Source organism: Chitinophaga flava, from assembly GCF_003308995.1.
Taxonomy (GTDB): domain Bacteria; phylum Bacteroidota; class Bacteroidia; order Chitinophagales; family Chitinophagaceae; genus Chitinophaga; species Chitinophaga flava.
The window spans coordinates 3,443,124-3,467,442 of sequence record NZ_QFFJ01000002.1 but is presented as its reverse complement, the minus strand read 5'-3'; the positions used below and the strand labels follow the sequence as shown (position 1 = coordinate 3,467,442).

4 protein-coding genes (1 of these 4 running past the window's edge) are annotated in these 24,319 nt (G+C 50.2%); all 4 read right to left on the bottom strand.

Annotated elements, in window-relative coordinates:
- Positions 1-20: 20 nt before the first annotated feature.
- Tightly spaced (at most 38 nt apart), the 4 genes in view from DF182_RS29060 to DF182_RS29045 form a layout consistent with a single transcriptional unit that may run on beyond the window.
- The gene (locus DF182_RS29060) at positions 21-4,688 is read right to left on the bottom strand and encodes a non-ribosomal peptide synthetase (RefSeq protein ID WP_113619258.1); all 4,668 of its coding nucleotides are present in this window, start codon (positions 4,686-4,688) and stop codon (positions 21-23) included.
- Positions 4,689-4,691: 3 nt separating this feature from the next.
- The gene (locus DF182_RS29055; protein ID WP_113619257.1) at positions 4,692-11,324 is read right to left on the bottom strand and encodes a non-ribosomal peptide synthetase; all 6,633 of its coding nucleotides are present in this window, start codon (positions 11,322-11,324) and stop codon (positions 4,692-4,694) included.
- A 38-nt stretch (positions 11,325-11,362) separates the two neighbouring features.
- A complete protein-coding gene (locus DF182_RS29050; RefSeq protein ID WP_113619256.1) occupies positions 11,363-17,638 on the bottom strand; it encodes a non-ribosomal peptide synthetase in 6,276 nt (2,091 codons plus the stop codon).
- Positions 17,635-24,319 carry the 3' portion of a non-ribosomal peptide synthetase gene (locus tag DF182_RS29045; protein WP_113619255.1) on the bottom strand. 4,391 nt of this gene lie beyond the right edge of the window, so 6,685 of the gene's 11,076 nt are visible here — the last part of the coding sequence; the start codon falls outside the window, past its right edge; its stop codon occupies positions 17,635-17,637. The genes DF182_RS29050 and DF182_RS29045 overlap by 4 nt, the downstream gene beginning before the upstream one ends.

Here is a 24,319-nt window from a genome sequence, read left to right as displayed (position 1 = left end):
GGTAATGATGGTTTTAGGATTTATTTTTTCATCTCCGGTATCTGTCCCGTAAGTATGTCAGGGTTATTTATAATCTGTTCCAGTATACGCTTGTATTGTTCTCCGGCGCTTTCAGCATGATCATAGGTAAATCGCCGGCCGTTGCATAAAAGCTGCAGGCTGAGTCCATCCCTGAACTCCCTGACGATCAGCCCGAATGTAAACGGTACGGGAATGTTCGCCTGCTGGGCTGTCCCGCCGTCTTCCAGGTCCGCTACAGATGCAGCGGCAGTAAAGTGATGATAGTTGTAGAAAACAGCGTCTTTCATCAGTTCGGCTGGTGTGATGCCAGGCAACTCATTCATCAGTTTACCTACAGGGTATATATCATGACTCAGGTCATCCAGGAAACTGCGTTGTACGTCCTGCAGATATCCGTGCACAGGCTGTTCCCTGTCAACGATATTCCTTACCAGCAACAGATTTGAGAAGAAGCCTATCATTTTGCTGAGGTCCAGATGTCCCAGGTGCGGCGAAGTTCTTCCAGCCACAGACGTTATAACGGTAACGTCTGCACGCCTGCTCCACCGCGAGATCAGTAGCACCAGGGCGCCCAGTAGCAGGGAAGTGCGTGTCAATGCATTTTTTCTTGTAAAGCGGTCCAGTTCTTCATAAAAAGAACCTGTTATCTTCAACGGCACCGGGATCAGCAGTTGATCGCCCTCACCCTCGCCTGTTACTGGCAGAGACAAGACACAGCCTGCCAGCTTCTGCAACCAATATGTCTTATGCGCTTCTCCTTCCAGCGATCGCAGGAAGCTCCGCTGCCAACGCACATACTGCTGATATTGAAAAGGAAGCGGGTCCATGGTAGTGTTTTTCTGTTCCAATGCAGCCACATACAACCGGGACAGCTCTTCCTTCATCACCTCACCGGAGTCGCCATCAGTCAGGATATGATGCATCGCCACTACAGCAGAAACGATACCCTTCCCTGTGTCATAGAGTTTTATATCAAACAACGGCCAGGAAGACAGATCAAACTTCCGTTTTCTTTCTATATCCATGATTCGGTGTAGCTCCGCCTCAGATGCCAGTTTCACGACGTCATTTATTTCAGGGCGGCAGGCATCTGCCTGTAATATCTGCTGTATAACGGTCACACCCCTACGTATAAATATTGTCCTCAGCACTTCATGGCGTGCTATCAGTTGACTAACCGCCACCTTGAATGCAGCTGCATCAAAATGTTCAAACGGATAGGAACTTACGATCAGCTCTTCACCTTTATTCCATTCCGAGAAATAAATCTGCTGGTTGTAAGACAGCTCTTCGTGTTCGTATAAGTCATTGGCGGCCTCCGGCAGTTCCGGGAACGAACCCGTTGCACTAAGATTCTCTGCTGTACGCTCAATAGTCCTGTACTCAAAAAGCTCGCGCAGAGATAACACGACCTTCATTTCATCTTTTAGCTTCTTTACCAGCATCATGGCTTTCAATGAGCTTCCTCCCAATTCGAAAAAATCATCCCTCACGCCCACTTTTTCCTTTCCTAATATTTCACTCCATATCTCCGCCAGTACTATTTCTGTTTCAGTCCGCGGCGCTATATAGGCCGTCGCAGGCTGTTTTTCAACTTCGCCATGGGATGGCAGCTTCGTCTTATCTGTTTTGCCGTTGGCAGTAAGCGGAACAGCCCCGATCCGGACATAGTGATGCGGCAGCATAAAAGCGGGCAGTGTATTGCTCATGAAGGTCCTTACCTCCATGACATCGTATGCCTCGTCGATAACAACATAAGCTACCAGTTCCTTTTCTCCATTGCGGTCTGCTGACAGTAATACTACTGCCGCTTCTACCTGTGGATGCAGCAGTAAGGTGTGTTCAATTTCTCCCAGTTCAATCCTGTGCCCGCCTATTTTTATCTGTTGGTCTTTCCTTCCTGTAAAAACCAGATTGCCGTCCGGCATCCATCGCCCAAGGTCACCGGTGCGGTAGAGCTTTTCTCCGGGACGAAAAGGATGTGCAATAAATTTCTGTGCAGTAAGATCCGGGTTATTGAGATAACCTCTGGCCAGTCCCCGGCCGCTTATGCAGATCTCACCAACTGCGCCCAGCGGCAGCAATCCGCCGGCATCGTCCATGACATAAAGCTGCGTATTATCGATAGGCCGGCCGATTGGAACAGGCCCGCGGCCTGTTCTTTCGCTGTCCATCTGATATACGGAAGCGCAAATACTTGATTCCGTAGGGCCGTAAGCGTTATAGAAGGTCCCCTGCTCAGCAAATGCCGCTGCTTTTTCCCATATGGCCGCTTCGCCGGCTGTTACCAGGTGCTTCAGCGTGTGCACATTTTCAAGCGCCATCAGTCTTACATAAGAAGGGGGCAGCGTGGCGATGTCTATTTCATAGTCATTGATATATTTTTCGAGCAAAGACGGGTCTTTCCGGGCATCGTCATTAATGATACACAAGGTGGCCCCTGTAGTAAGCATCATAAATATTTCCCAAACGGATGCATCAAAGGATAACGACGCGAACTGCAATCCTCTCTGCCCTTCCCTTATACCGAATATTCCCCGTTGTGCTGATATCGTGTTGGATATAGCTCCGTGTTCAATCATGACGCCTTTAGGCACTCCTGTAGAACCGGAGGTATAGATCACATAGGCCAGCTGCTCAGGGCGTATCACCGGCTTCTCTTCATCTGGCTTCCGTTCAAGCGTTGAGAGCTGAACATCTGTGGCAAAGATCTCTCCGTTATAATAATCCAGGTCGAGGAGACAGGCCGTTTCCGTCAGCAGCAGCTCCACACGCGCATCTTCCAGGATATAGGACTTGCGGGAACGTGGATAAGATGGATCTACCGGCACATAAGCCGCTCCGGACTTCAGTACTCCCAGGATGGCAATCACAAGGTCTGCTGAGCGGTCCAGCATGATCCCGATAAGACGGTCTGCCACCCCGTAACCGCGACTGCACAGATAGGACGCCAGCAGCCCTGACCGCTCATCCAGCTCTTTATAGCTTAGTTTCGTATCTCCGTATATCACTGCTGTCAGATCCGGTGTAAGGGCTACCTGTTGCTCAAAAAGACTTACCAGCGTAGTGTCTGCAGCAATAGGTCGGCTTGTATTATTGAATCCATGCAACTGGCGCAGCTCTGCTTCTCCCAGGTATGCCAACCGGCTGATGGGGGTGTCTGGCGCCAACTGCACGGCTTCCAGCAGGTTCTCCAGATGGTCCAGGTATTGGATGATATTTCTTTCACTGAATACATCCGTGTTGTACACTACTTCTGTTTCCAGGCTCGTTGCTGTTTCCGTAAAATGAAACACCAGGTCAAACACGCTGCCTGTATTGACGACATCTTCATAGTTCCTGACCTGCCAATCTCCTTCACCGGAAAGCTCGCTGCCACGGGGGCTTTCCGCGTTGTCAGCTATTACCTGCACGTCAAACAGGGGATTGCGGCTCATATCGCGTTGCAGCTTTAATTCGTCCACCAGTTCATCAAACGGGTACACCTGATGTTCATAAGCTCCCAGTGCTACTTCCTTTACCTTATGAAGTAAGGTCCGGTAGCTGTCATCCCCGCTGAAACGCGTCCGCAAGGCAAGGGTGTTCACATAAAATCCTATCTGATCTTCCAGGTCGGCATGTTCACGCCCTGCAACAGGGGTACCGATCGTGATATCCCCCCGTTGAGTATAACGATAAAACAATGTTTTCACCAGCGCCAGCAGGCCCATAAACAACGTTGCACCAGACGGCTGCAACAGCGCCCTGAAGCCGGAGGCATTTATCTCTCGGCGTACCACCGCGCCACCGTTATACGTCTTAACCGGCGGCCGCACCTTATCTGACGGCAGCTCCAGTACGGGAATATCCCCGTCAAACTGCCCCAGCCAGTAACGTTTATGCGATTCCAGCAGAGCGCCGCTCAGCTGCTCCTGCTGCCACGACGCATAGTCGCGGTACTGGATACGAAGCGGCGATAAAGGGCTGGCAATACCTTTAGCGAAGGACTCGTACAGCAGGAGTGCCTCCCTGAACAAAATGTCCATAGACCATCCATCACTGATGATATGATGCATCACATAGGTAAAGATCCATTTATTGTCTGCAACCTGGTACAGGCCTGCACGCAGCAACGGCCCTGATACAAAGTCGAATGGCTGGATGAAAGCATCATTGCCCAGCACAGCTGCTGCAGCTCCAGCGTCAACGGCCGCACGCAGATCATGCCGCTCAATGGCAAAACCCGCGCGCTCCGGTGGCAGAATGAACTGCCTTACCACCCCATCCTCATCTTCGCGGAACACCGTCCGCAATATCTCATGCCGCGCAATAAGGGCATGGAACGCAGCCGTTAGCGCCACTTCGTTGAATGCTCCTTCAAACACATAAGCCCGTGGCAGATTGTAGGCGGCATTACTGCCTGCAAACTGGCTCAGGAACCAGAGACGGCGTTGCATGGCAGACAAGGGATAACTTTCCTGCAGCCGTGTGACAGGAATTCCCTCAAAATGCGCAGTATTATAATGCGCATTCAGGTAATGAACCAGGTCCGCTTTATTATGCTTTATTTCCGCCAGTATATCAGCCGGAACTTTCGCACCTCCGCCATCTACCTTAAGATTACCCTCTCCCACCAGCTCCACCCTGATATTAAGACCGATCAGTTTATCAATTAATTCTTCTATCATAGTTCAAAGTATGATTTCATTATCTGATACAAATTCATTATCCTTTTCACTTCGGCTTTCCGCCACCCATTGCTGTCTGGCGATCTCTTTTGCAATGTTCTCGATGGTGGGCTCCCGGAACATACCAGCCAGCCTGAGTTTCACATCAAACTCCTTGTGCACCTGCGCTACCAGTTTCATCGCTTTGAGACTGTGTCCTCCCGATTCAAAGAAATTGTCTTTAATCCCTATGTTCTCTATCCTGAGTATCTCCTGCCATATTCCGACCAACCTTCTTTCTGTCTCATTGCCGGGCGCCACATAAGCGACATCTGTTTTTTTACGGATAAGAGCGGGACGTGGCAATGCTTTTTTATCCAGTTTGCCATTGGGTGTCAGCGGCAGCTGGTCCAACTGTATATATTGTGCAGGCAGCATGAAAGCGGGCAGCTGTGCGGCGAGAAAATCTCTTATTCCATCAATGCTCTGCAGCTGGGGGCCAACGATGTAGGCAACCAGCTCCGCTTCACTTCCTGTTTCAGCAAACACGCTTACAGCGGCGGCTTCGATATTCGGATGACGCGATAAAGCCGTTTCTACCTCCCCTGTTTCAATCCTGAAACCGTTTATCTTCACTTGTGCATCTTTTCTGCCTGTAAATTCAATGTTACCATCCGGTAACCATCTTCCCGTGTCCCCTGTCCGGTACATTCTGGGGCCGTTTTTAAACGGGTCCGGCACAAATCTTTCAGCGGTGAGTGCAGGGTTGTTGAGATAACCTCTCGCCAGCCCGGCCCCTGCAATACATATCTCTCCGGCAGCACCCGGCGGCACGGGATTTCCCTGGCTGTTCAGGATATACACCTGCGTATTGCTGACAGGCCTACCCACAGGGACATTCAGGGTGTTGAAATGTTCTCCTTTCTCCACTTTAAAGACAGTGGCACATATAGCAGTCTCCGTAGGTCCGTAAGCGTTATAATACACACCCTGTGCGCTGAACGCAGCAGCTTTATCTCCGGGCGCTTCTTCACCAGCGGTTATCAGGTGCTGTAATACCGGTATTTCCGCGGGCTGCAACAGGCGTACATAGGAAGGAGGAAGTGTAGCGATACTGATATTGTGTGATGTAAGATATTGTTCAAAGAGGCGAGGGTTCTGTTTGGTGTCTTCATCCACGATATACAGTGCCGCACCGGCAGCGAGTGCCATAAATATTTCCCATACCGATGCATCAAATGAGGGAGAAGAGAACTGTAAGGCGTGTTCCCCTTCTTTCACACCAAAAATTTCACGCTGTGAAAAAACGGTATTCACGATGGCGGCATGCTCCACCATCACTCCTTTTGGCTGACCGGTAGATCCCGATGTGTAGATCACATACGCGAGGTCGTCTGGTAATACAGCTACAGCGGATACCCTGGCTGTTCCGTGATCCGGAAGCGGCACATCAGCCAGGAACACAGCACCTTTAAAAGAAAGGTCACCAGTGGGATACGCGGAGTGCGTGATCAGCACCTGTATACCGGCATCCTTCAGCATAAACTCCTTTCTTGCTTCCGGGTAACCCGGATCAACCGGCACGTAAGCTGCACCTGTTTTCAGGACAGCCAGTATTGCCACGATGAGTTTTTCGGACCTCCCGAGCATGATGCCTACCAGGCTTCCTTTACCGGTACCAAAGGCATTCCTGAGGTAATCCGCCAGTTTCCCGGCTTCCTCATTCAGCGCTGCATAGGTAAGCGCAGCGCCTTCAAAAACCACAGCATGCCGCTCAGGAGACTCAGCAACCTGTTTTTCGAAGAGAGAGACCAGCGTCTCGTGCTGCGGGTATGGTTTTCCTGTATTATTGAATACAGCATGTATACTGTTCTTTTCAGCTTCATCCAGAAGGTTGATTTTGCCGGTCACCTGCTTAACATCCGCAGTGAACGCCTCCAGAATACGGAGATACAACCATCCTGCCTTTTCCGCCGTAATGCCCGACCTGAGCTTCCTGACAAGCGTTATATTCACATCATACCCACCTCCCGTAGCATCTATTGAAATATCAAACCAGGTATTCCTTCTCCCGTGACTGGAAATATTCAGTAGCGGCAAAGTGTCTGCAGGCGTATCATTTTTCGCGATAGCACTGTAGGCGTGAAAATCCACATAGTTGAAAATGGTATCGAAAAATGGGTTGCCTCTGTTCGCCTCTTCCATGTGCAGACGGGATATTTCAAACATGCTAAGCCGTTCATATTCTTTTAATGAGACCAGTTTATTATGTACCCCGGCAATGAGATCAATACAGGTTTCATATCCGTCTATGGCGAATCTTAAAGGGATGGTGTTCAGGAAACAACCAAGTATCCTGTCGCCATCTTCCCTATCAGGGCGGGCGTTCGTTACCAGACCGGCCACTATATCATCATGATAGTTTAATGTTTTAAGCAGATACAAATAAGCGCTCAGGGAGACCACTTTCACGGTTGTATTGAGCATCGCGGCCGTTTTCTCCAGCTGTATCAGCTGTTGCCTGTCCATCGTACGCCTGTACTGGTCCAGCACTTCTTCCCGGGTAAACAGGTCCAGCCGGGTGTATCCTGCCAGTTCATTTTTCCAGAATTTTTTTATAAGATCATCCTGTTTATCTATCTCCTGCCGAATGATATAGTCACGGTAACCGGATTTCAGTTTAGCAGGCCTGAAAGCCGCATCCTCTTCCAACCGGGTATAGAGATTATATAATTCAGTAGTAAAGGACGCATCGCTCCATCCGTCCATGATAGCATGATGTGTCTGGAAGATGAATATGATTTCATGGTTCCCGAAATCGAACAGGTTGATCCGCCATAACGGTGCTGCTGAAAAATCGAAGGGACGCTCCAGTTCCTGACTCATGAAGTCCTTCACCAGCAATTCCTGCTCCTGCCTTGCCATCCCCGACAGATCGCGATATTGAAACGGGATGCTTATCTTTTTGTAAACGATCTGTAATTCGGTTTCATAATCGCTCAGGTTGAAAGCGGTCCTGAGGATGGAATGTTTATCGGCCATCAGTTCCAGTGCCAGCTGGAAACGGTCTGCATTGAAACCTGTAGCGGGAGCAATGATCCTTTGCACCATCTGATCATGATATATCCGTTGTTGTTCGTCCAACAGAGATTCATACACCATGCCTTTTTCAATATCGCTCATCAGATAGATGTCTTCAATGTTTGAAGGATCAGGCAAACGTCCTTCAGACAACACACGTTCCTTCAATTCCTTCAGGGCGGCATCCGTGAGGGCTTCATGTTCTTTTATCCTGCTCTTCCGCAGTTCTATCTCCCCGCTGTTCACGGCAATATGTGCGAGGATACTTTCTATCGTAGTATTTTTATAGATATCGGTAGTGGATATATGCAGGTCCAGTTCATTCCTGATGGCGGTGGTCATACGCAATATGCGGATGGAGTCTCCACCGAGGTCGAAAAAGCCATCCCTCACCCCTATCTTTTCCTTGCCCAGTATCTCCTGCCATATTGCTACCATCTTCTTTTCCGTTTCATTACGCGGCGCAACATATTCCACGCCCGTGGACATATCCATTTCTCCGGGGCCGGGAAGCTGTGTCTTATCTATTTTTCCGTTTGGCGTGAGCGGGAATGAAGGTACTACCATGTAGCGATGAGGAATCATGTACCCGGGCAGCATGGTGCTTAACCACGCACGTATTTCTGATATATTAAAAGATGATTTGCCGGTGATGTAAGCGTACAGCGACATTTCGCCTTTTTTATCCGGTGTTGCCGTCACCACTGCCTCATCAATGCCCGGATGTTGCCGCAGGGCCAGTTCAATTTCTTCCAGTTCAATCCGGTAGCCTCTTATCTTAACCTGGTTATCTTTTCTTCCTGTGAATACTATATTCCCCTCAGGCGCCCATTTACCCAGATCACCCGTCCTGTATAGCTTTTGTCCTGGTTTAAAAGGATGTTGTACAAACTTCTCTGCGGTGAGGTCCGGGTTATTCAGATATCCGCGTGCCAGCCCCGCGCCGCCTATGCAGATCTCTCCCACTACGCCGATTGGCAGCAGTTTGTTGTTGTCGTCGGTGATATACAGCTCCACGTTGGCAAGTGGCCGCCCCAGCGGCAACGGGTCAGCAATGTCCGCTGCCCCTCTGCCAACTTTAAACAGGGATACACAGACAGCCGATTCCGTAGGCCCGTAAGCGTTATAGAAATTCCCATACTGTGAAAACGCAGTCACTATATCCACCCTGGGCACCTCACCTCCTGCCACCAGCTGCTTCAGGGTATGTACCCTGCTCATGTCCAGCATCCCCAGGTATGCGGCAGGCAATGTCACCATATCGATCTTTTCCTGCGTGATGAAGCGTTCCAGCCTGGCAGCATCCCGTTTATCATCCTCATTGATGATGTACAGCGCCGCACCTGCGGATAAAGTGATGAATATTTCAAAGACGGATACATCGAATGAAGGAGAACAGAACTGCAGGTTCCGGTCGCCCTCATTTACCTGTAACATCACCTGCTGGCCGAGTACAGAATTCGTGATAGCCCCATGCTCAATCATGACGCCTTTGGGTGTTCCTGTAGAACCGGAAGTATAGATCACATACGCCAGCTGTTCAGGATGTATCACCGGTTTCGCTTCATCCAGCTCCCGTTCAAGCGTTGAGAGCTGCACATCTGTAGCAAAGATTTCTCCGTTGTAATAATCCAGGTCGAAAAGACAGGACGTTTCCGTCAGTAGCAGCCCTATCCCCGCATCTTCCAGGATATAGGACTTGCGGGAACGCGGATAAGACGGATCTATAGGTACATAAGCCGCTCCGGACTTCAGTACTCCCAGTATGGAGATCACCAGATTCGCTGAGCGGTCCAGCATGATCCCGATAAGATGGTCTGCCATCCCATAACCGCGACGGCGCAGATAAGACGCCAGCAGCCCGGACCGCTCATCCAGCTCTTTATAGCTTAATTTCGTATTTCCGTATACCACCGCGGTTGCATCTGGTGTAAGGGCTACCTGTTGCTCAAAAAGACTTACCAGAGTGGCGTCTGCAGCAAAAGGCCGGCCGGTGTTATTGAATCCATTCAATTGATGCTGCTCTTCTTCTCCCAGATATGCCAACTGGCTGATGGGAGTGTCTGGCGCCAACTGCACGGCTTCCAGCAGGTTCTCCAGATGGTCGAGGTATTGAATGATATTTCTTTCGCTGAACACATCCGTGTTGTACACGACTTCTGTTTCCAGGCTTGTTGCTGTTTCTGTAAAATGAAACACCAGATCAAACACACTTCCCCTGTTGACGACTCCTTCATAATTCCTCGCCTGCCAGTCTTTCCCACCGGAAGGCTCCTCACCACGGGGGCTTTCCGCATTATCAGCTATTACCTGCACATCAAACAGCGGATTGCGGCTCATATCGCGTTGCACCTTTAACTCGTCTACCAGTTCATCAAATGGGTACACCTGATGCTCATAGGCTCCCAGTGCCACATCTCTTACCCGATGAAGCAGCATCCGGTAGCTGTCATCCCCACTGAAGCGCGTCCGCAAGGCAAGGGTGTTTACATAAAATCCTATCTGATCTTCCAGGTCGGCATGTTCACGCCCTGCAACAGGAGTGCCGATCGTGATATCTCCCTGTTGTGTGTAACGGTAAAACAAGGCTTTCACCAGCGCCAGCAGGCCCATAAACAACGTTGCCCCGGACGGCTGCAACAGTACCCTCATGCCTGTAGCATTTATGCTACGACGCACCACTGCACCACCGTTATAGGTCTTAACTGCTGGCCGCACCTTATCTGACGGCAGTTCCAGCACGGGAACATCTCCGTCAAACTGCCCCAGCCAGTAACGTTTATGCGATTCCAGCAGGGCGCCGCTCAACTGCTCCTGCTGCCACGACGCATAGTCACGGTACTGGATACGAAGCGGCGGTAGCGGGCTGGCATTGCCTTTAATGAAGGAATCGTATAGCCCCAGCACCTCCCTGAACAAAATTCCCATAGACCAGCCATCGCTGATGATATGATGCATCACATAGGTGAAGATCCATTTGTTGTCTGCAACCTGATACAGGCCTGCACGTAGCAGCGGCCCTGATACAAAGTCGAATGGCTGGATGAAAGCTTCATGTCCCAGCGCTGCGGCAGCAGCTCCAGGGTCAATGGCTGTACGCAGATCATGGCTGGCAACTGCAAAACCCACGCGCTCCGCCGGCAGGATGAACTGCCTTACCACCCCATGCTCATCTTCGCGGAACACCGTCCGCAATATCTCATGCCGCGCAATAAGGGCATGGAACGCCGCTGTCAGCGCCGCATCGTTGAATGCACCTTCAAATACGTAAGCACCGGACATGTTGTAGCCAATGCTGCTTTCCCGGAACTGGCTGAGCACCCACATCCTGCGCTGGGATGGAGATAAAGGATAGCTTTCGGCAACGGGGATGACAGGAATATTTATCTTAAATGAAGTATCGAAATTTGCCTGATCATTAGCCAGCAAGAACTCAACCAGCTCACTTTTACGCTCCCTGATCTCCGCCAGCAGCAAAGGATCCGGCGCCTGCCCATCCGTAAATACTTCCAGCTTTCCTTCAACTATTTCCAGCAGCAGGTTGTGTTCTCTGATCTTTTTTAATAGTGTCATCATATGACAGTAAGTATTATGAGTTATGAATTACAGCCTGTTCAAAGGTCCACTCGTACCCGTTTCCCGGCTTGTTTCTTCTGTTCATTCTGGTCAAGGATAAAGCGGACCTGCTCAGCGATATTTTCTATCGTTGCTGCCCTGAATATGCTTTGAATGCTTATGCGGATGAGGAAAGCGGCATTTATCATCGTGATCAGCTTAATGATTTTTAAGCTGTGCCCTCCCAGATCAAAAAAATTATCCTTTATCCCGATCCTTTCTTTCCCCAGTATTTCCTGCCACATCCATACAAGTTTCTCTTCGATCTCGTTACCGGGGGCCACATAGGATACATCTGTGAGGGTTTCCAGCGTATCAATATCCGGCAGGGCCGACTTATATATTTTCCCGTTGGTGGTCACAGGCAGCTGATCAAGCTGTACATAATGAGCAGGGAGCATATAGGCAGGTAGCTTTGCAGACAGATATCTACGTATATCCGTTACATTTATCGCTGCTTTACTTACCAGATAAGCCACCAGTTCTTTCTCTCCGGATTTATTGATCCTGGCGATCACTACAGCGGCGGTCATGCCCTCATAACATTGTAAGGCAAGTTCTATCTCACCCAGCTCGATACGGTAACCCCGGATCTTCACCTGATCGTCCATCCGGCCCAGATATTCAATATTGCCATCCGGGAGCCAACGGCCAAGGTCACCGCTGCGATATACGCGGGAACTCTCTTCGTAGGGAAGACGAATGAATTTCTCTGCTGTCAGCTCTGCACGGTTCAGATAACCGCGCGCTACACCCACCCCTGCTATACAGATCTCTCCCGCTACCCCTGGCGGTTGCAGCTGACCATCCGGACCGATAATGTACAACCGGATGTTCTGTACCGGACGCCCTATCGGGATGCGGACATCAGCGGCTGTAGTGGCATACCAGCTGACATCTATCGAAGCTTCAGTAGGCCCATACAGGTTATGCAACGGTACGTCCAACCAATGGTACCAGCCTTGAACTGTTGCTACCGATAATGCCTCTCCGCTCGTGATCACACGCCGGAGACTTTGAAGGCCCGAAAGATCCTCCGACGACAGCGACGCGATAAATGCGTGCAGCATGCCGGGCACAAAATGAACACAGGTAACTCCATGCGCCCTGATCAGGGAACAGATCCGGTCAGGAACGCCCGCATCTTCCCGGCGACATAGTACCAGCCGTGCGCCCCAGCAGATAGGCAGGAACAGCTCCCACACTGATACATCGAACGTAAATGAGGTTTTTTGTAACACCACATCAGTACTATCAAAACCATAGTGCTCCCACATCCACGAGAGGCGATTCACCACTCCGCCATGCTCCAGCATGCAGCCTTTCGGCCGGCCCGTTGATCCTGAAGTATAGATCACATAGGCCAGACTCTCCGGCCCCGCTAATGCCACAGGGTTACCACTGTCATAGGTATCACGCTGCAAACGGAAACGTTGCAGTTCCGTTTCATCCAGCACCACCCGGCTACCGCTGTCCGACAAAATGTAATCCCGGTGTTCCGGCGGATAGGAAGGGTCCAGCGGAACATACGCACCACCGGATTTCAATACTCCCAGCAGCGCTATCACCAGCCACTCGCTGCGCTCAAGCTGTACTACTACCAGGTCTTCAGGTCCAATACCATATTCAGCGCGCAGATAGTGGCCCAGGCGGTTCGCCTCTTCGTTCAGCTCACGATAACTAAGCTTACGATCCTCAAATATCAAAGCCACATCAGCAGGTATAAGAGATGCCTGTTCTTCAAACAGCGCCGTCAGGGTTTTATCGTGAGGATAAACAGCGGTTGTATCATTAAAGCCATATTGTAATAATTCCTTTTCTTCCCTGCTCAGAAAATCTATCTGTGCTATTGGCGTTGCCGGCAGCGCTAGAATGGCCTCCAGCAAGCTTTCCAGGTGCAAAGACAAACGTTCAGCTGTGGCATGCTCATAAATATCTGTATTGTATTCAATTGACAGCTGCAATGCGTTGGCGGTTTCGGTAAAAGAAAACTGGAGATCAAACTTGCTGACTACCTGTACCGCTTCTTCATAATCCCGTACACTAATACCATCAAGGCCTTCCTCATTATCATCCTGGTGCTGCAATTCCACCATCACATCAAACAGAGGATGACGGCTCGTATCACGTGGCAGTTTGAGGGCATCTACCAGTTCATCGAAAGGATACACCTGGTGCTCATAAGCATCCAGCGTTACCTGTCTGACCTTTTCAAGGACTTTACGAAACCTGTCTGTAGGCATAAGCTTTGTCCTGAGCGCAAGCGTATTGATGTATACGCCGATCTGGCCTTCCAGATCAGCATGTTCGCGGCCGGCAACAGGAGTCCCGATAATGATATCATCGTCACCGTTCGTATACCTGAACAGCAGTATATTCACTGCTGCCAGCAGGCCCATAAACAATGTGGCTCCCTGTTCCTGACAAAGTGCTTTTATATTTTCGCTTGTTTTTCTGTCCAGCAGTTTTTTCACCACGCGGCCGCTATATGTCTGAATCACTGGCCTGGGCCGGTCGTAGGGCATCTGCAGCACCGGCAATATGCCTTCAAACTGTTTCATCCAGTATGTACTGTGTTCTTTCAGCAAATCACCAGATAACTGTTCCTGCTGCCATACAGCATAATCCTTATACTGAATGCGCAGGGGGACGAGCGGAGCAGGCTCTCCTTTCATATGGGTATTGTAAAGCAGCAACAGCTCTTTCATCAGGATACCCATAGATACCCCATCGCTGATGATATGATGCAATACATAAGCAAACACCCATTCATCATCCGCCAGTTGATACAGCGTAGTACGTAACAATGGCCCTTCCGCAAGGTTGAAGGGCGCTGTGAAGGATTGATTCACCAGCTCATCCAGCCTGGGATGCGCTGCATGCCGTAAATCGATACCGGTGATCTTGCAGCCGGCAGTTGCAACAGGCAATATGACCTGCATAATATTACCTGTCTCGTCTTCGCGGAAAACAGTCCTCAGTATTTCATGGCGTTCCACCATACTGTTCAAAGCATATGTCAACGCCTGTGTATCCAGGTTTCCGTGAAAGCGGAAAACGCCTGGAATATTATAGGCAATATTACTTTCTTCAAACTGTGACAATATCCACAAACGGCGCTGGGAAGAAGACAAGGGATAAACGGTCCTTGCTTCGGCCGGGGCGATGGTGACAAAAGCTGTTTTACTACTCCGTGATAACAACTTCGCCTGGTCTTCCAGTATAAGATTCGCAAATAAATCCTTTAACGGTATTTTGACATCAAACTCGCGGTGTATCACCGTGGCAAGGCGCATCAGCTTCAGGCTATGCCCTCCCTGGTCCAGAAAATTATCCTTTATGCCTATTTTCTTTTTCCCTAATACTTCCTGCCATATCAATACCAGTTTTTTTTCTGCTTCACCTGAAGGGGCCACATATTCCGCACCGGCATTCAGGCCAGTCCCTTCCGGTCCTGGCAGCGCTCTGCGGTCAAGCTTTCCGTTGGCAGTAAGCGGCAATGCAGCAAGCGGTATATAATGAGCCGGCAGCATATAAACCGGCAATAACCCTTTGAGGTAATGATGTATGGGCTGAATATCCTCTAGTCCGTTTCCGGCAATATAGGCGGCCAGCACTTTCTCTCCTTGTTTGTCCTGAACAACCGTCACTGCAGCGGCATCAATACCTGGATAGCGTTGCAGCGCATTTTCTATTTCACCCAGCTCTATACGGTGTCCGCGGATTTTCACCTGTTCGTCCATTCTTCCCAGGTATGCAATGTTCCCATCCGGCAACCAGTATCCCAGATCACCCGTGCGGTATAAACGGTGATTGCCTGCGCGGAACGGATCGGCTATAAAACGGGATGCAGTAAGTGTTTCGCGGTTCAGATATCCTCTTGACACGCCTATTCCGGAAACACATATCTCTCCACTTATGCCCGGCGGGCATAGTTGCATGTCTTTATCCAGTATATAAATACGCAGGTTCTGTATTGGCTTTCCGAGAGGGATATTGGTGGATACCGGCGTCTCATACATAAAGAAATGGCAGATATCATCAGACGCTTCTGTAGGACCATAGGCATTCACGACAGGCACAGCACTCAGACTGAACCATTTTTCCAATAATGCCCTGTTCACGGCTTCCCCTGTTACCAGCAGAAAACGAAGACCATCAGGAGCCACAAACTGTTCATCCTGCATGGCAGCAGTCATATAAGAAGGCACCAGTTCCAGAATGGTCACCTTATCCTCTGCCACTGTCCTGAGCAGGCCGGCAGGATCAAGCAGCAAGTGTTCCGGATAGATGATCGTCTTTCCTCCGCATACGAGCGCGGCGAACATTTGCCAGAAAGAAATATCGAAGGTATAAACAGCATTCTGTGCAACGACGCTCTGTTCATTCAGCTGCAGATCAATTATTTTGGCATACAGATGATTCAGCATACCTGCATGCTCCACCATTACACCCTTGGGAGCACCAGTTGACCCCGAAGTATAAATTACATAAACGATGTCCCCGGGTTGATTGATCAATGGGAGATTATCACTGCTATAACTATTCTGTACCTCCAGGAATGCAGCCAGCGCCGCTTCGTCAATAATCATGCTGGCACCACTGTCTGACAATATATAGTCAATACGTTCCTTAGGAAATACCGGATCGACAGGAATATATGCGCCACCCGACTTCAGTATACCCAGTATCGTTATCAGCATCCATTCACTTCGTGGCAGTTTTACTGCAACGAGATCTCCGGCCCCGATATGATAGTGGCTGCGTAAATAATTCCCTAACTGATTGGCGAGCGCATTCAGTGCTGCATAACTCAATGTACGGCCCTCAAATTCCAGCGCAATTGCCCCGGGCCTCCTGGACACCTGTTCCTCAAACTGCGCTACCAGCAACTTGTCGGGATAATCCCGGGCGGTATCATTGAACTTGCCCAATAGCTCGTCCTTTTCCGTTGTACTCAGATAGTCAACGGCTGTTACCAGTAGATCGGGGTTCTTTGCGGCCAGTGTTATTATTTTCAGCAGATGCCCACACAGGCGTACAATCTGATTTTCCGTATATACGATACCGTTATAATTAAATTGTATTGTTGTGGTAGTAGTCCCCGGTATAATGGTAACTGTAAAATCGTAGTTGGTCTGTTCAAACGCACTGGCGGAAAACAGTTCCAGGCTTGGCCCGGTATCCGTGTTTCCTTCTTCCATACTATCTTCAATCATCTTCTGTGCAGGATAGTTTTCAAAGATCATGATATGATCAAAAAGATCCCTGCCTAACTCGCTCTCAGATTGAATTTCCGCCAGCTGCACATAATGATGCCGGCTGCTCTCAATGGACGTTTCCTGGAGCGCTCTCAATAGTGATCTTATGGTCGAATCTTTTTGTACCTGCACCCGTACCGGGATGGTATTGATAAAAAGGCCGATCATTTCTTCCACTCCTTCCAATTCTGCCGGACGGCCGGAAACAACTGACCCGAAAACAACATCATTGGTGTTGTTATATTTACCCAGCAATATCCCCCACATGGCCTGCATAAATATGTTCTCCGTGATCCCCAACCGGCCGCAAACGTCCTTCACCGCTGCTTTTGTTTCTTCCGGCAGGCTGCATTTCATCTCCCGGTTATCGTACCCGGACTCCTCTCTTCTGAAAAATGATGGTATGCTGCTAAGCCTGTTATAACCGGTTAAATAATGCTGCCAGTATTGAAGTGTCACATCCTTGTTAATATTGCCCAGCCATTCAATATAATTCGAATAAGGGTAGACTTTACCTAGTACAGGAACAGTATTCCGCACAAGACTATGATAGATATAAAGAAATTCTTTCACCAGAATTCCCACGCACCATCCGTCCATTAAAATGTGATGATGGCACCAAACAAACTCGTAGCTATCTTCTCCCAGCTCCAATACGCTCAAACGCATCTGCGACCCGCTGTGCAGGTCGAAGCCCTTCGCCCTGTCAACCTTCTTATAATCTTCTATGGAGAAGTCCTTTACCAGGGACACATCCTTGTATATAAAGCCACCGGTCACCTCCTTTCTCACCACCTGCAATAACGACTCACCAAATTCCTGGGTAAAGAAGGTCCTCAAAACCGCGTGGCGTGCAACCAGCATCTGATAGCTCTTTTCCAGCAGCGCAATGTCCAGTTTTCCCTTTATACGGTAACTCGTCTGCTCAAAATAGAAAGAGGCCCCGGGCGCATTCAACCAGTGAAAATATAACCCCTGCTGTAAAGGGCTTAAGGGATAGACATTCTCTATCATAACATCTGATTTAGTTTTTGTAATTGTTCCATACTTAAACTCTTGTAGGTAAAGTCGACAGGACTGGTATGTTCGGCCACCTCTTCTGATAAATGGTTCACCAGTTGTTCCAGGTGCCGGCGATAGCCAGCCAGCAGGGTTTCTATGGTCGTGGCGTCGTATTGCTGCCGACTAAAGCCAATGGCTATACGTAGCTGGCCCCCGGCTATCATACCGGATATTTCCAGAATAACGTCCCGCTGCCGTTCAGGTGAAATCGTCTGACCATGGTAATCACCACTGAACTCAAACAGCGGTTCTTCCGATGTACCTACTCCACCACCAAAATCCCCCAGGTAGTTAAAGCTGATCTCCGGCGACAACGCATATGATTTTCCTGACAGATAACGAAGCACGCCGTAACCAATGCCTTTATTGGGAACCCGGTGCAGGTTTTCCTTCACAGATATGAGCTGCCGGATCATATCGCGGTCACTGTTCACTGCTATCGCAACAGGATATAAGGTAGTGAACCATCCTATCGTGCGGCTTACATCCACATCGCTTCCGATGTTTTCCCGGCCATGGCCCTCCAGCTGTAATACAATACGCTCAAGGCTCAATGTCTCCGACAACGACAGGCTCAGTGCTGTCACCAGCAGGTCATTGATTTCTGTACGATAGGCTTTGTAACATTTTGTGAGAAGACGCTCCGTCATTGTTTCATCCAGCGTGAATGAACGGGTCTCTGTATCTTTTACCTGGTTAGCGCCGGAGGCATGATCCAGCTGTAATGGCGCAACGGTGTGGGTCTCCACTTCCGACCAGTAAGCAGCCTCCTGATGCAACGCAGCTCCTGATGCATAAAGCAGTTGCTGTTGCTGCCAGTAACTGAAAGAGTCGGTCTTTAATGGCAGCTGCAGTGGCTCACCGGAATCATATTGCGTAAGAAGTGTAGACAGGTCTTCAAACAAAATACGCCATGACACCCCGTCCATCACCAGATGATGCACTACCAGCAACAGCCGGTCTACTTCCTGGCCACAGAAAAGACAGGCTCGCAATAAGGGGCCTTTTTCCAGGTTAAAGCCAGATTGTATACGCTCACAATATTCCCGGAAAGAAGTCTCATCAGCATCTGTCACGACCTCCAGCGAATATCCCTGTTCTGCGCCCAGGTTTTCCTGTTCCCAGCCATCCGCGGTGTGACGGTAAACCATCCTCAAAGCATCGTGATGCAATACCACCTTTGCGAGAACCGCACGCAAAGCCACTTCGGATACCGGTTTACGGCTTTGTAGCAATACGGATTGGTTATAATGATGTTGGTACTGAGAAGGATTATTCAGAAACCACGACTGGATCGGGCTTAACGGTATAAGGCCTGTTACCGGTTCCTGGCTGACAGTACGAACCGCAATAGTCACCTGCTGCGCCAGTTGCTCTATCTGCGGATACTTCATCACATCTTGTATGGTAACGGTGTATCCTTTCTTTTTTAAGCGGGATACGATCTGTATCGATTTTATTGAGTCTCCTCCCAGCACAAAAAAATCATCTTTGATTCCTATTTCGCGCCTGTTTAAGACATCTTCAAAAATTGACACCAATTGTTGTTCCATTTCGTTGCGAGGGGCTACATACGTTGTTCCTGTATTGATCCCATACTCTTCAGGATCGGGTAGCAGTTTTTTGTTCACCTTCCCGTTGAGGGTCAGCGGCAAGGCTTCCAGCTGTATGTAATAGGATGGCACCATGTAAGCCGGAAGATGGCTTTCCAGATAAATACGCAGGCGATCAAGGACCAGCGCAGCATGACTGGTTACATAGGCCACCAGTGAATAAACGCCAGCACTGTCTTTCTTCGCTACCACCACTGCCGCCGTCACGCCTTCATAACCCAACAGCGAACGCTCCACTTCTCCCGGCTCGATACGGTAGCCCCGCACCTTCACCTGATCGTCTATACGACCAGTGTACGCCAGCTCTCCATTAGGCAGCCAGCGGCCAGTGTCTCCGGTGCGGTACATCCGCTCTCCTGCACGGAAAGGGTCTGCTATAAACTTCTCTGCCGTCAGTGCCTCCTGGTGCAGGTAACCACGCGCCAGCACAGGACCCGCGATATACAACTCCCCGGTGACACCCACCGGGCAAAGACTGCCATTGCTGTCGAGTACATAAATCAGTGCCCCGCACTCCGGACGACCGATCAACACAGTCTCATCCTCCGCTAGCTCTTTCACCACACAGCCTACCGTCGCTTCCGTAGGGCCGTATTCATTGTAGATCCGCATTGAGGAATTCAACCCTTTCAATATTCGTATATCCGATAATGTTACCTCCTCGCCTCCCAGTATCGCACAGGTGATGTCCGATGACGACAGCTCAAGATGAGGCAGCAGTTTCACATGGGAAGGTGTCAGTTTAATGCTATTGATGCCGCTGGACGGAGACAGCATAGTCGTCAATACTTCCTGCAGATCGCGTGTAGCGCTGAACACCGTCAGCGTGCCACCCTGTGTCAGCGGGCAATAAAGGCTGGTGACCGTCAGATCAAAAGACAGGGATGTATATAAACCAAAATGAGGTAATACTGATTCCTTGAAATAATATTGGTTGGCCCACTCTACATAGTTGGCGAGGCTGCCATGGCTGACTCCACAGCCCTTAGGCATACCTGTGGTACCGGAAGTATAGATCACATATGCCAGCGAGTCAGCTGTGACCTCCACGTCCACGGCTGTTGCCGGGGAGTCAAGTCCTTCCAGCTGCACGTCCATCGCGAAAACAGCACCCACATACTCAGGTACATCAAACATGTAGGTGGTCTGTGTCAGGAGTACAGGTGCGTTCGTGTCTGTGAGTATATAAGACTTGCGGGAAGAAGGATACTCAGGGTCTATCGGTACATAAGCCCCGCCTGACTTCAGCACACCTAAAACCGCGATCACCATCCACGGAGAGCGGTCCAGCAGAATACCTACCAGGTCATCAGGCTGCACCTCATAGTATTCCCGCAGGTAATGCGCCAGCCGGTTCGATTGTTCTTCCAGTTCTCCGTAGGTGTAGGTCTCTCCTTCATAGATCAGCGCAACGGATGCTGGGTGCTGATGCGCCTGTTCTGTGAACAACGCAGCTACATTGCGACCACTGTGATAACCACGGGGCTGCTCGTTGAATGAATGCAGCAACAACCGCTCTGCATCTCCGAGGTAGTCTACCTTATTCAATGCCCGTAAAGGATCGGACACCACTGATGACAGAAGCCTCTCCAGATGCTGCAACATGCGCTCTGCGCTGCTGCGGTTATAGAGATCGCTATTATAGATCAGGTGACAGGCAATCTGGTCACCGGAAGTATCAAAGCTGAAGGTCAGGTCAAACTTGCTGCGGCGTATCTCTCCGGAGCCATAACTTTCTATATCCAGACCCTCTGGCGACAACGCTGCACTATCCGTCCCTCCAAAACCTTCCAACACTTCTATCTGTACATCAAACAGCGGGTTACGGCTAAGGTCCCGTTGCAAGGGCAACACATTCACCAGTTCATCAAAAGGATAATGCTGGTGTTCATAAGCGCCCAGCGTCACTTCACGCACATGCGACAACAACGAAGCGTAACTTCCGCTGCCGCTGAAACGGGAGCGCAATGCCAGCGTATTGATATAAAAGCCTATCTGCCCTGCCAGGTCAGGATGTTCTCGACCGGCTATAGAACTGCCGATGATAATATCTTCCTGCCCTGTATAACGATACAACAATGCATTCAGTCCGGACAACAACACCATGAACAAGGTGCTGCCGGTATCGCTACCCTGTTGCCGCAAACCTGCACTAAGACCAAGGGCCAGCACACGGCTCACCGCCTCGCCGTTATAGGTCTTCATTGCAGGACGTGTACGGTCTCCTGCCAGCGACAACACCGGAAGTTCCCCGGAAAAATGTTGTTGCCAGTAAGCGCCATGCTCTTGTTGTGAGAGACCCGACAATTCCTGCCGTTGCCATGCAGCATAATCCTTGTACTGCACACGTAGCGGTGCCAGGTCCGCCGGCTCTCCGCTCCGGGCTGCATTATAATACGACAGCAACTCTCCGATCAGAATATTCATCGACCAGCCATCACTGATGATATGATGCAACACATAGCTAAGCACCCAACGGTTGTCTGACATACGGTACAGCTCCGCCCGCAGTAACGGCCCTGATGACAGGTCGAAGGCCCGCGACTCTGCGGCCGACAATAGCTGCTCCAGCTGGCTGTCCTGGTCCGCCACAAAACGAAGGTCTCGTTCTATCAGCCGGAACCCGCTGGCAGAAGCCTCCCGCACCACCTGTCTTACTTCACCCTGCCCGTCTTCACGGAAAACGGTGCGCAGCACTTCATGACGTGCTATCAAAGCCGTAAAAGCTGCTGACAACGACTCCACATCAAGCTCACCTTCGAAAACATATACGCCAGGCATATTATAGGCGACATTGCTTTCTTCCAGCTGGCTCAGTATCCACAAGCGGCGCTGAGACGACGACAAAACATAATCTGTCGCATCCGGCACTAACGGTATCGCCTGTACGTCTGTTTTTTTAGCCTGCTCTATAAATAAAGCCTGTGATGACAATACCAGGTGATTGAACAGGTCCTTTAAAGTTACCCGGACCCCAAACACGCGGTGGATCTCATTTGCCAGGCGGATCGCTTTCAGACTATGGCCACCCATTGTAAAAAAGTCATCTTTAACACCGATCCGTTTTTTCTCCAGTATATCTTCCCAGATAGCCGCCAGCTTTATTTCTGTTTCGGTTTGCGGAGCCACATATGTCGTTCCTCCATTGGTGCCGTTTTCTTCGGGATCAGGCAACAGCTTTTTGTTCACTTTCCCATTAAGGGTCAGTGGCAAGGCTTCCAGCTGCATGTAGTAGGATGGCACCATGTAAACCGGAAGATGGCTTTCCAGGTAAGCGCGCAGACTATCAAGGGCCAGCGCGGCATGGCTGGTTACATAGGCCACCAGTGAATAAACGCCAGCACTGTCTTTCTTCGCTACCACCACTGCCGCCGTCACGCCTTCATAACCCAACAGCGAACGCTCCACTTCTCCCGGCTCGATACGGTAGCCCCGCACCTTCACCTGATCGTCTATACGACCAGTGTACGCCAACTCTCCATTAGGCAGCCAGCGGCCGGTGTCTCCGGTGCGGTACATCCGCTCTCCTGCACGGAAGGGGTCTGCTATAAATTTCTCTGCCGTCAGTGCGTCCTGGTGCAGGTAACCCCGCGCCAGCACCGGACCCGCGATATATAACTCCCCGGTGACACCCACCGGGCACAGACTGCCATTGCTGTCGAGCACATAAATCAGCGCCCCGCATTCCGGACGACCGATCAACACGGTCTCATCCTCCGCAAGCTCTTTCACCACACAACCTACCGTCGCTTCCGTAGGGCCGTATTCATTGTAGATTCGCATTGAGGAATTCAGCCCCTTCAATATTCGTATATCCGATGGTGTTACCTCCTCGCCTCCCAGTATCGCACAGGTAATGTCCGATGATGATAGCTCAAGATGAGGCAATAGTTTCACATGGGAAGGTGTCAGTTTAATACTGTTGATGCCGCTGCCCGGAGACAGCATGGTAGTCAGTACTTCCTGCAGATCGCGCGTAGTGCTGAACACCGTCAGCGTGCCACCCTGTGTCAGCGGGCAATAAAGGCTGGTGACTGTCAGATCAAAAGACAGGGATGTATATAAACCAAAATGAGGTAATACTGATTCCTTGAAATAATATTGGTTGGCCCACTCTACATAGTTGGCGAGGCTACCATGACTAACTCCGCATCCCTTGGGCAGACCTGTGGTGCCGGAAGTATAGATCACATATGCCAGCGAGTCAGCTGTGACCTCGACATCCACGGCTGTTGCCGGGGAGTCAAGTCCTTCCAGCTGTACGTCCATCGCGAAAACAGCACCCACGTAATCAGGCACATCAAACATGTAACTGGTCTGTGTCAGCAGCACGGGGGCATTGGTGTCTGTGAGTATATAAGACTTACGGGATGAAGGATACTCAGGGTCTATCGGTACATAAGCCCCGCCTGACTTCAGCACACCCAGTACCGCGATCACCATCCATGGAGAGCGGTCCAGCAGGATACCTACCAGGTCATCAGGCCGCACCTCATAGTATTCCCGCAGATAATGCGCCAGCCGGTTCGATTGTTCTTCCAGTTCTCCGTAGGTGTAGGTATTTCCTTCATAGATCAGCGCAACGGATGCTGGGTGCTGCTGCGCCTGTTCTGTAAACAACGCAGCTACATTACGGCCACTGTTATAAACCCGGGGCTGCTCGTTGAATGAATGCAGCAACAAGCGTTCTGCATCTCCCAGGTAGTCTACCTTATTCAACGCCTGTGAAGGATCGGACACCACTGATGACAGAAGCCTCTCCAGGTGCTGCAACATGCGCTCTGCGCTATTGCGGTTATAGAGATCGCTGTTATAAATCAGGTGACAGGCAATCTGGTCACCGGAAGTATCAAAGCTGAAGGTTAGGTCAAACTTACTACGGTGTATCTCTCCGGAGCCGTAACTTTCTATGTCCAGACCTTCTGGCGACAACGCTGCACGATCCGTCCCTCCAAAACCTTCCAGTACTTCTATCTGTACATCAAACAGCGGGTTACGGCTAAGGTCCCGTTGCAAGGGC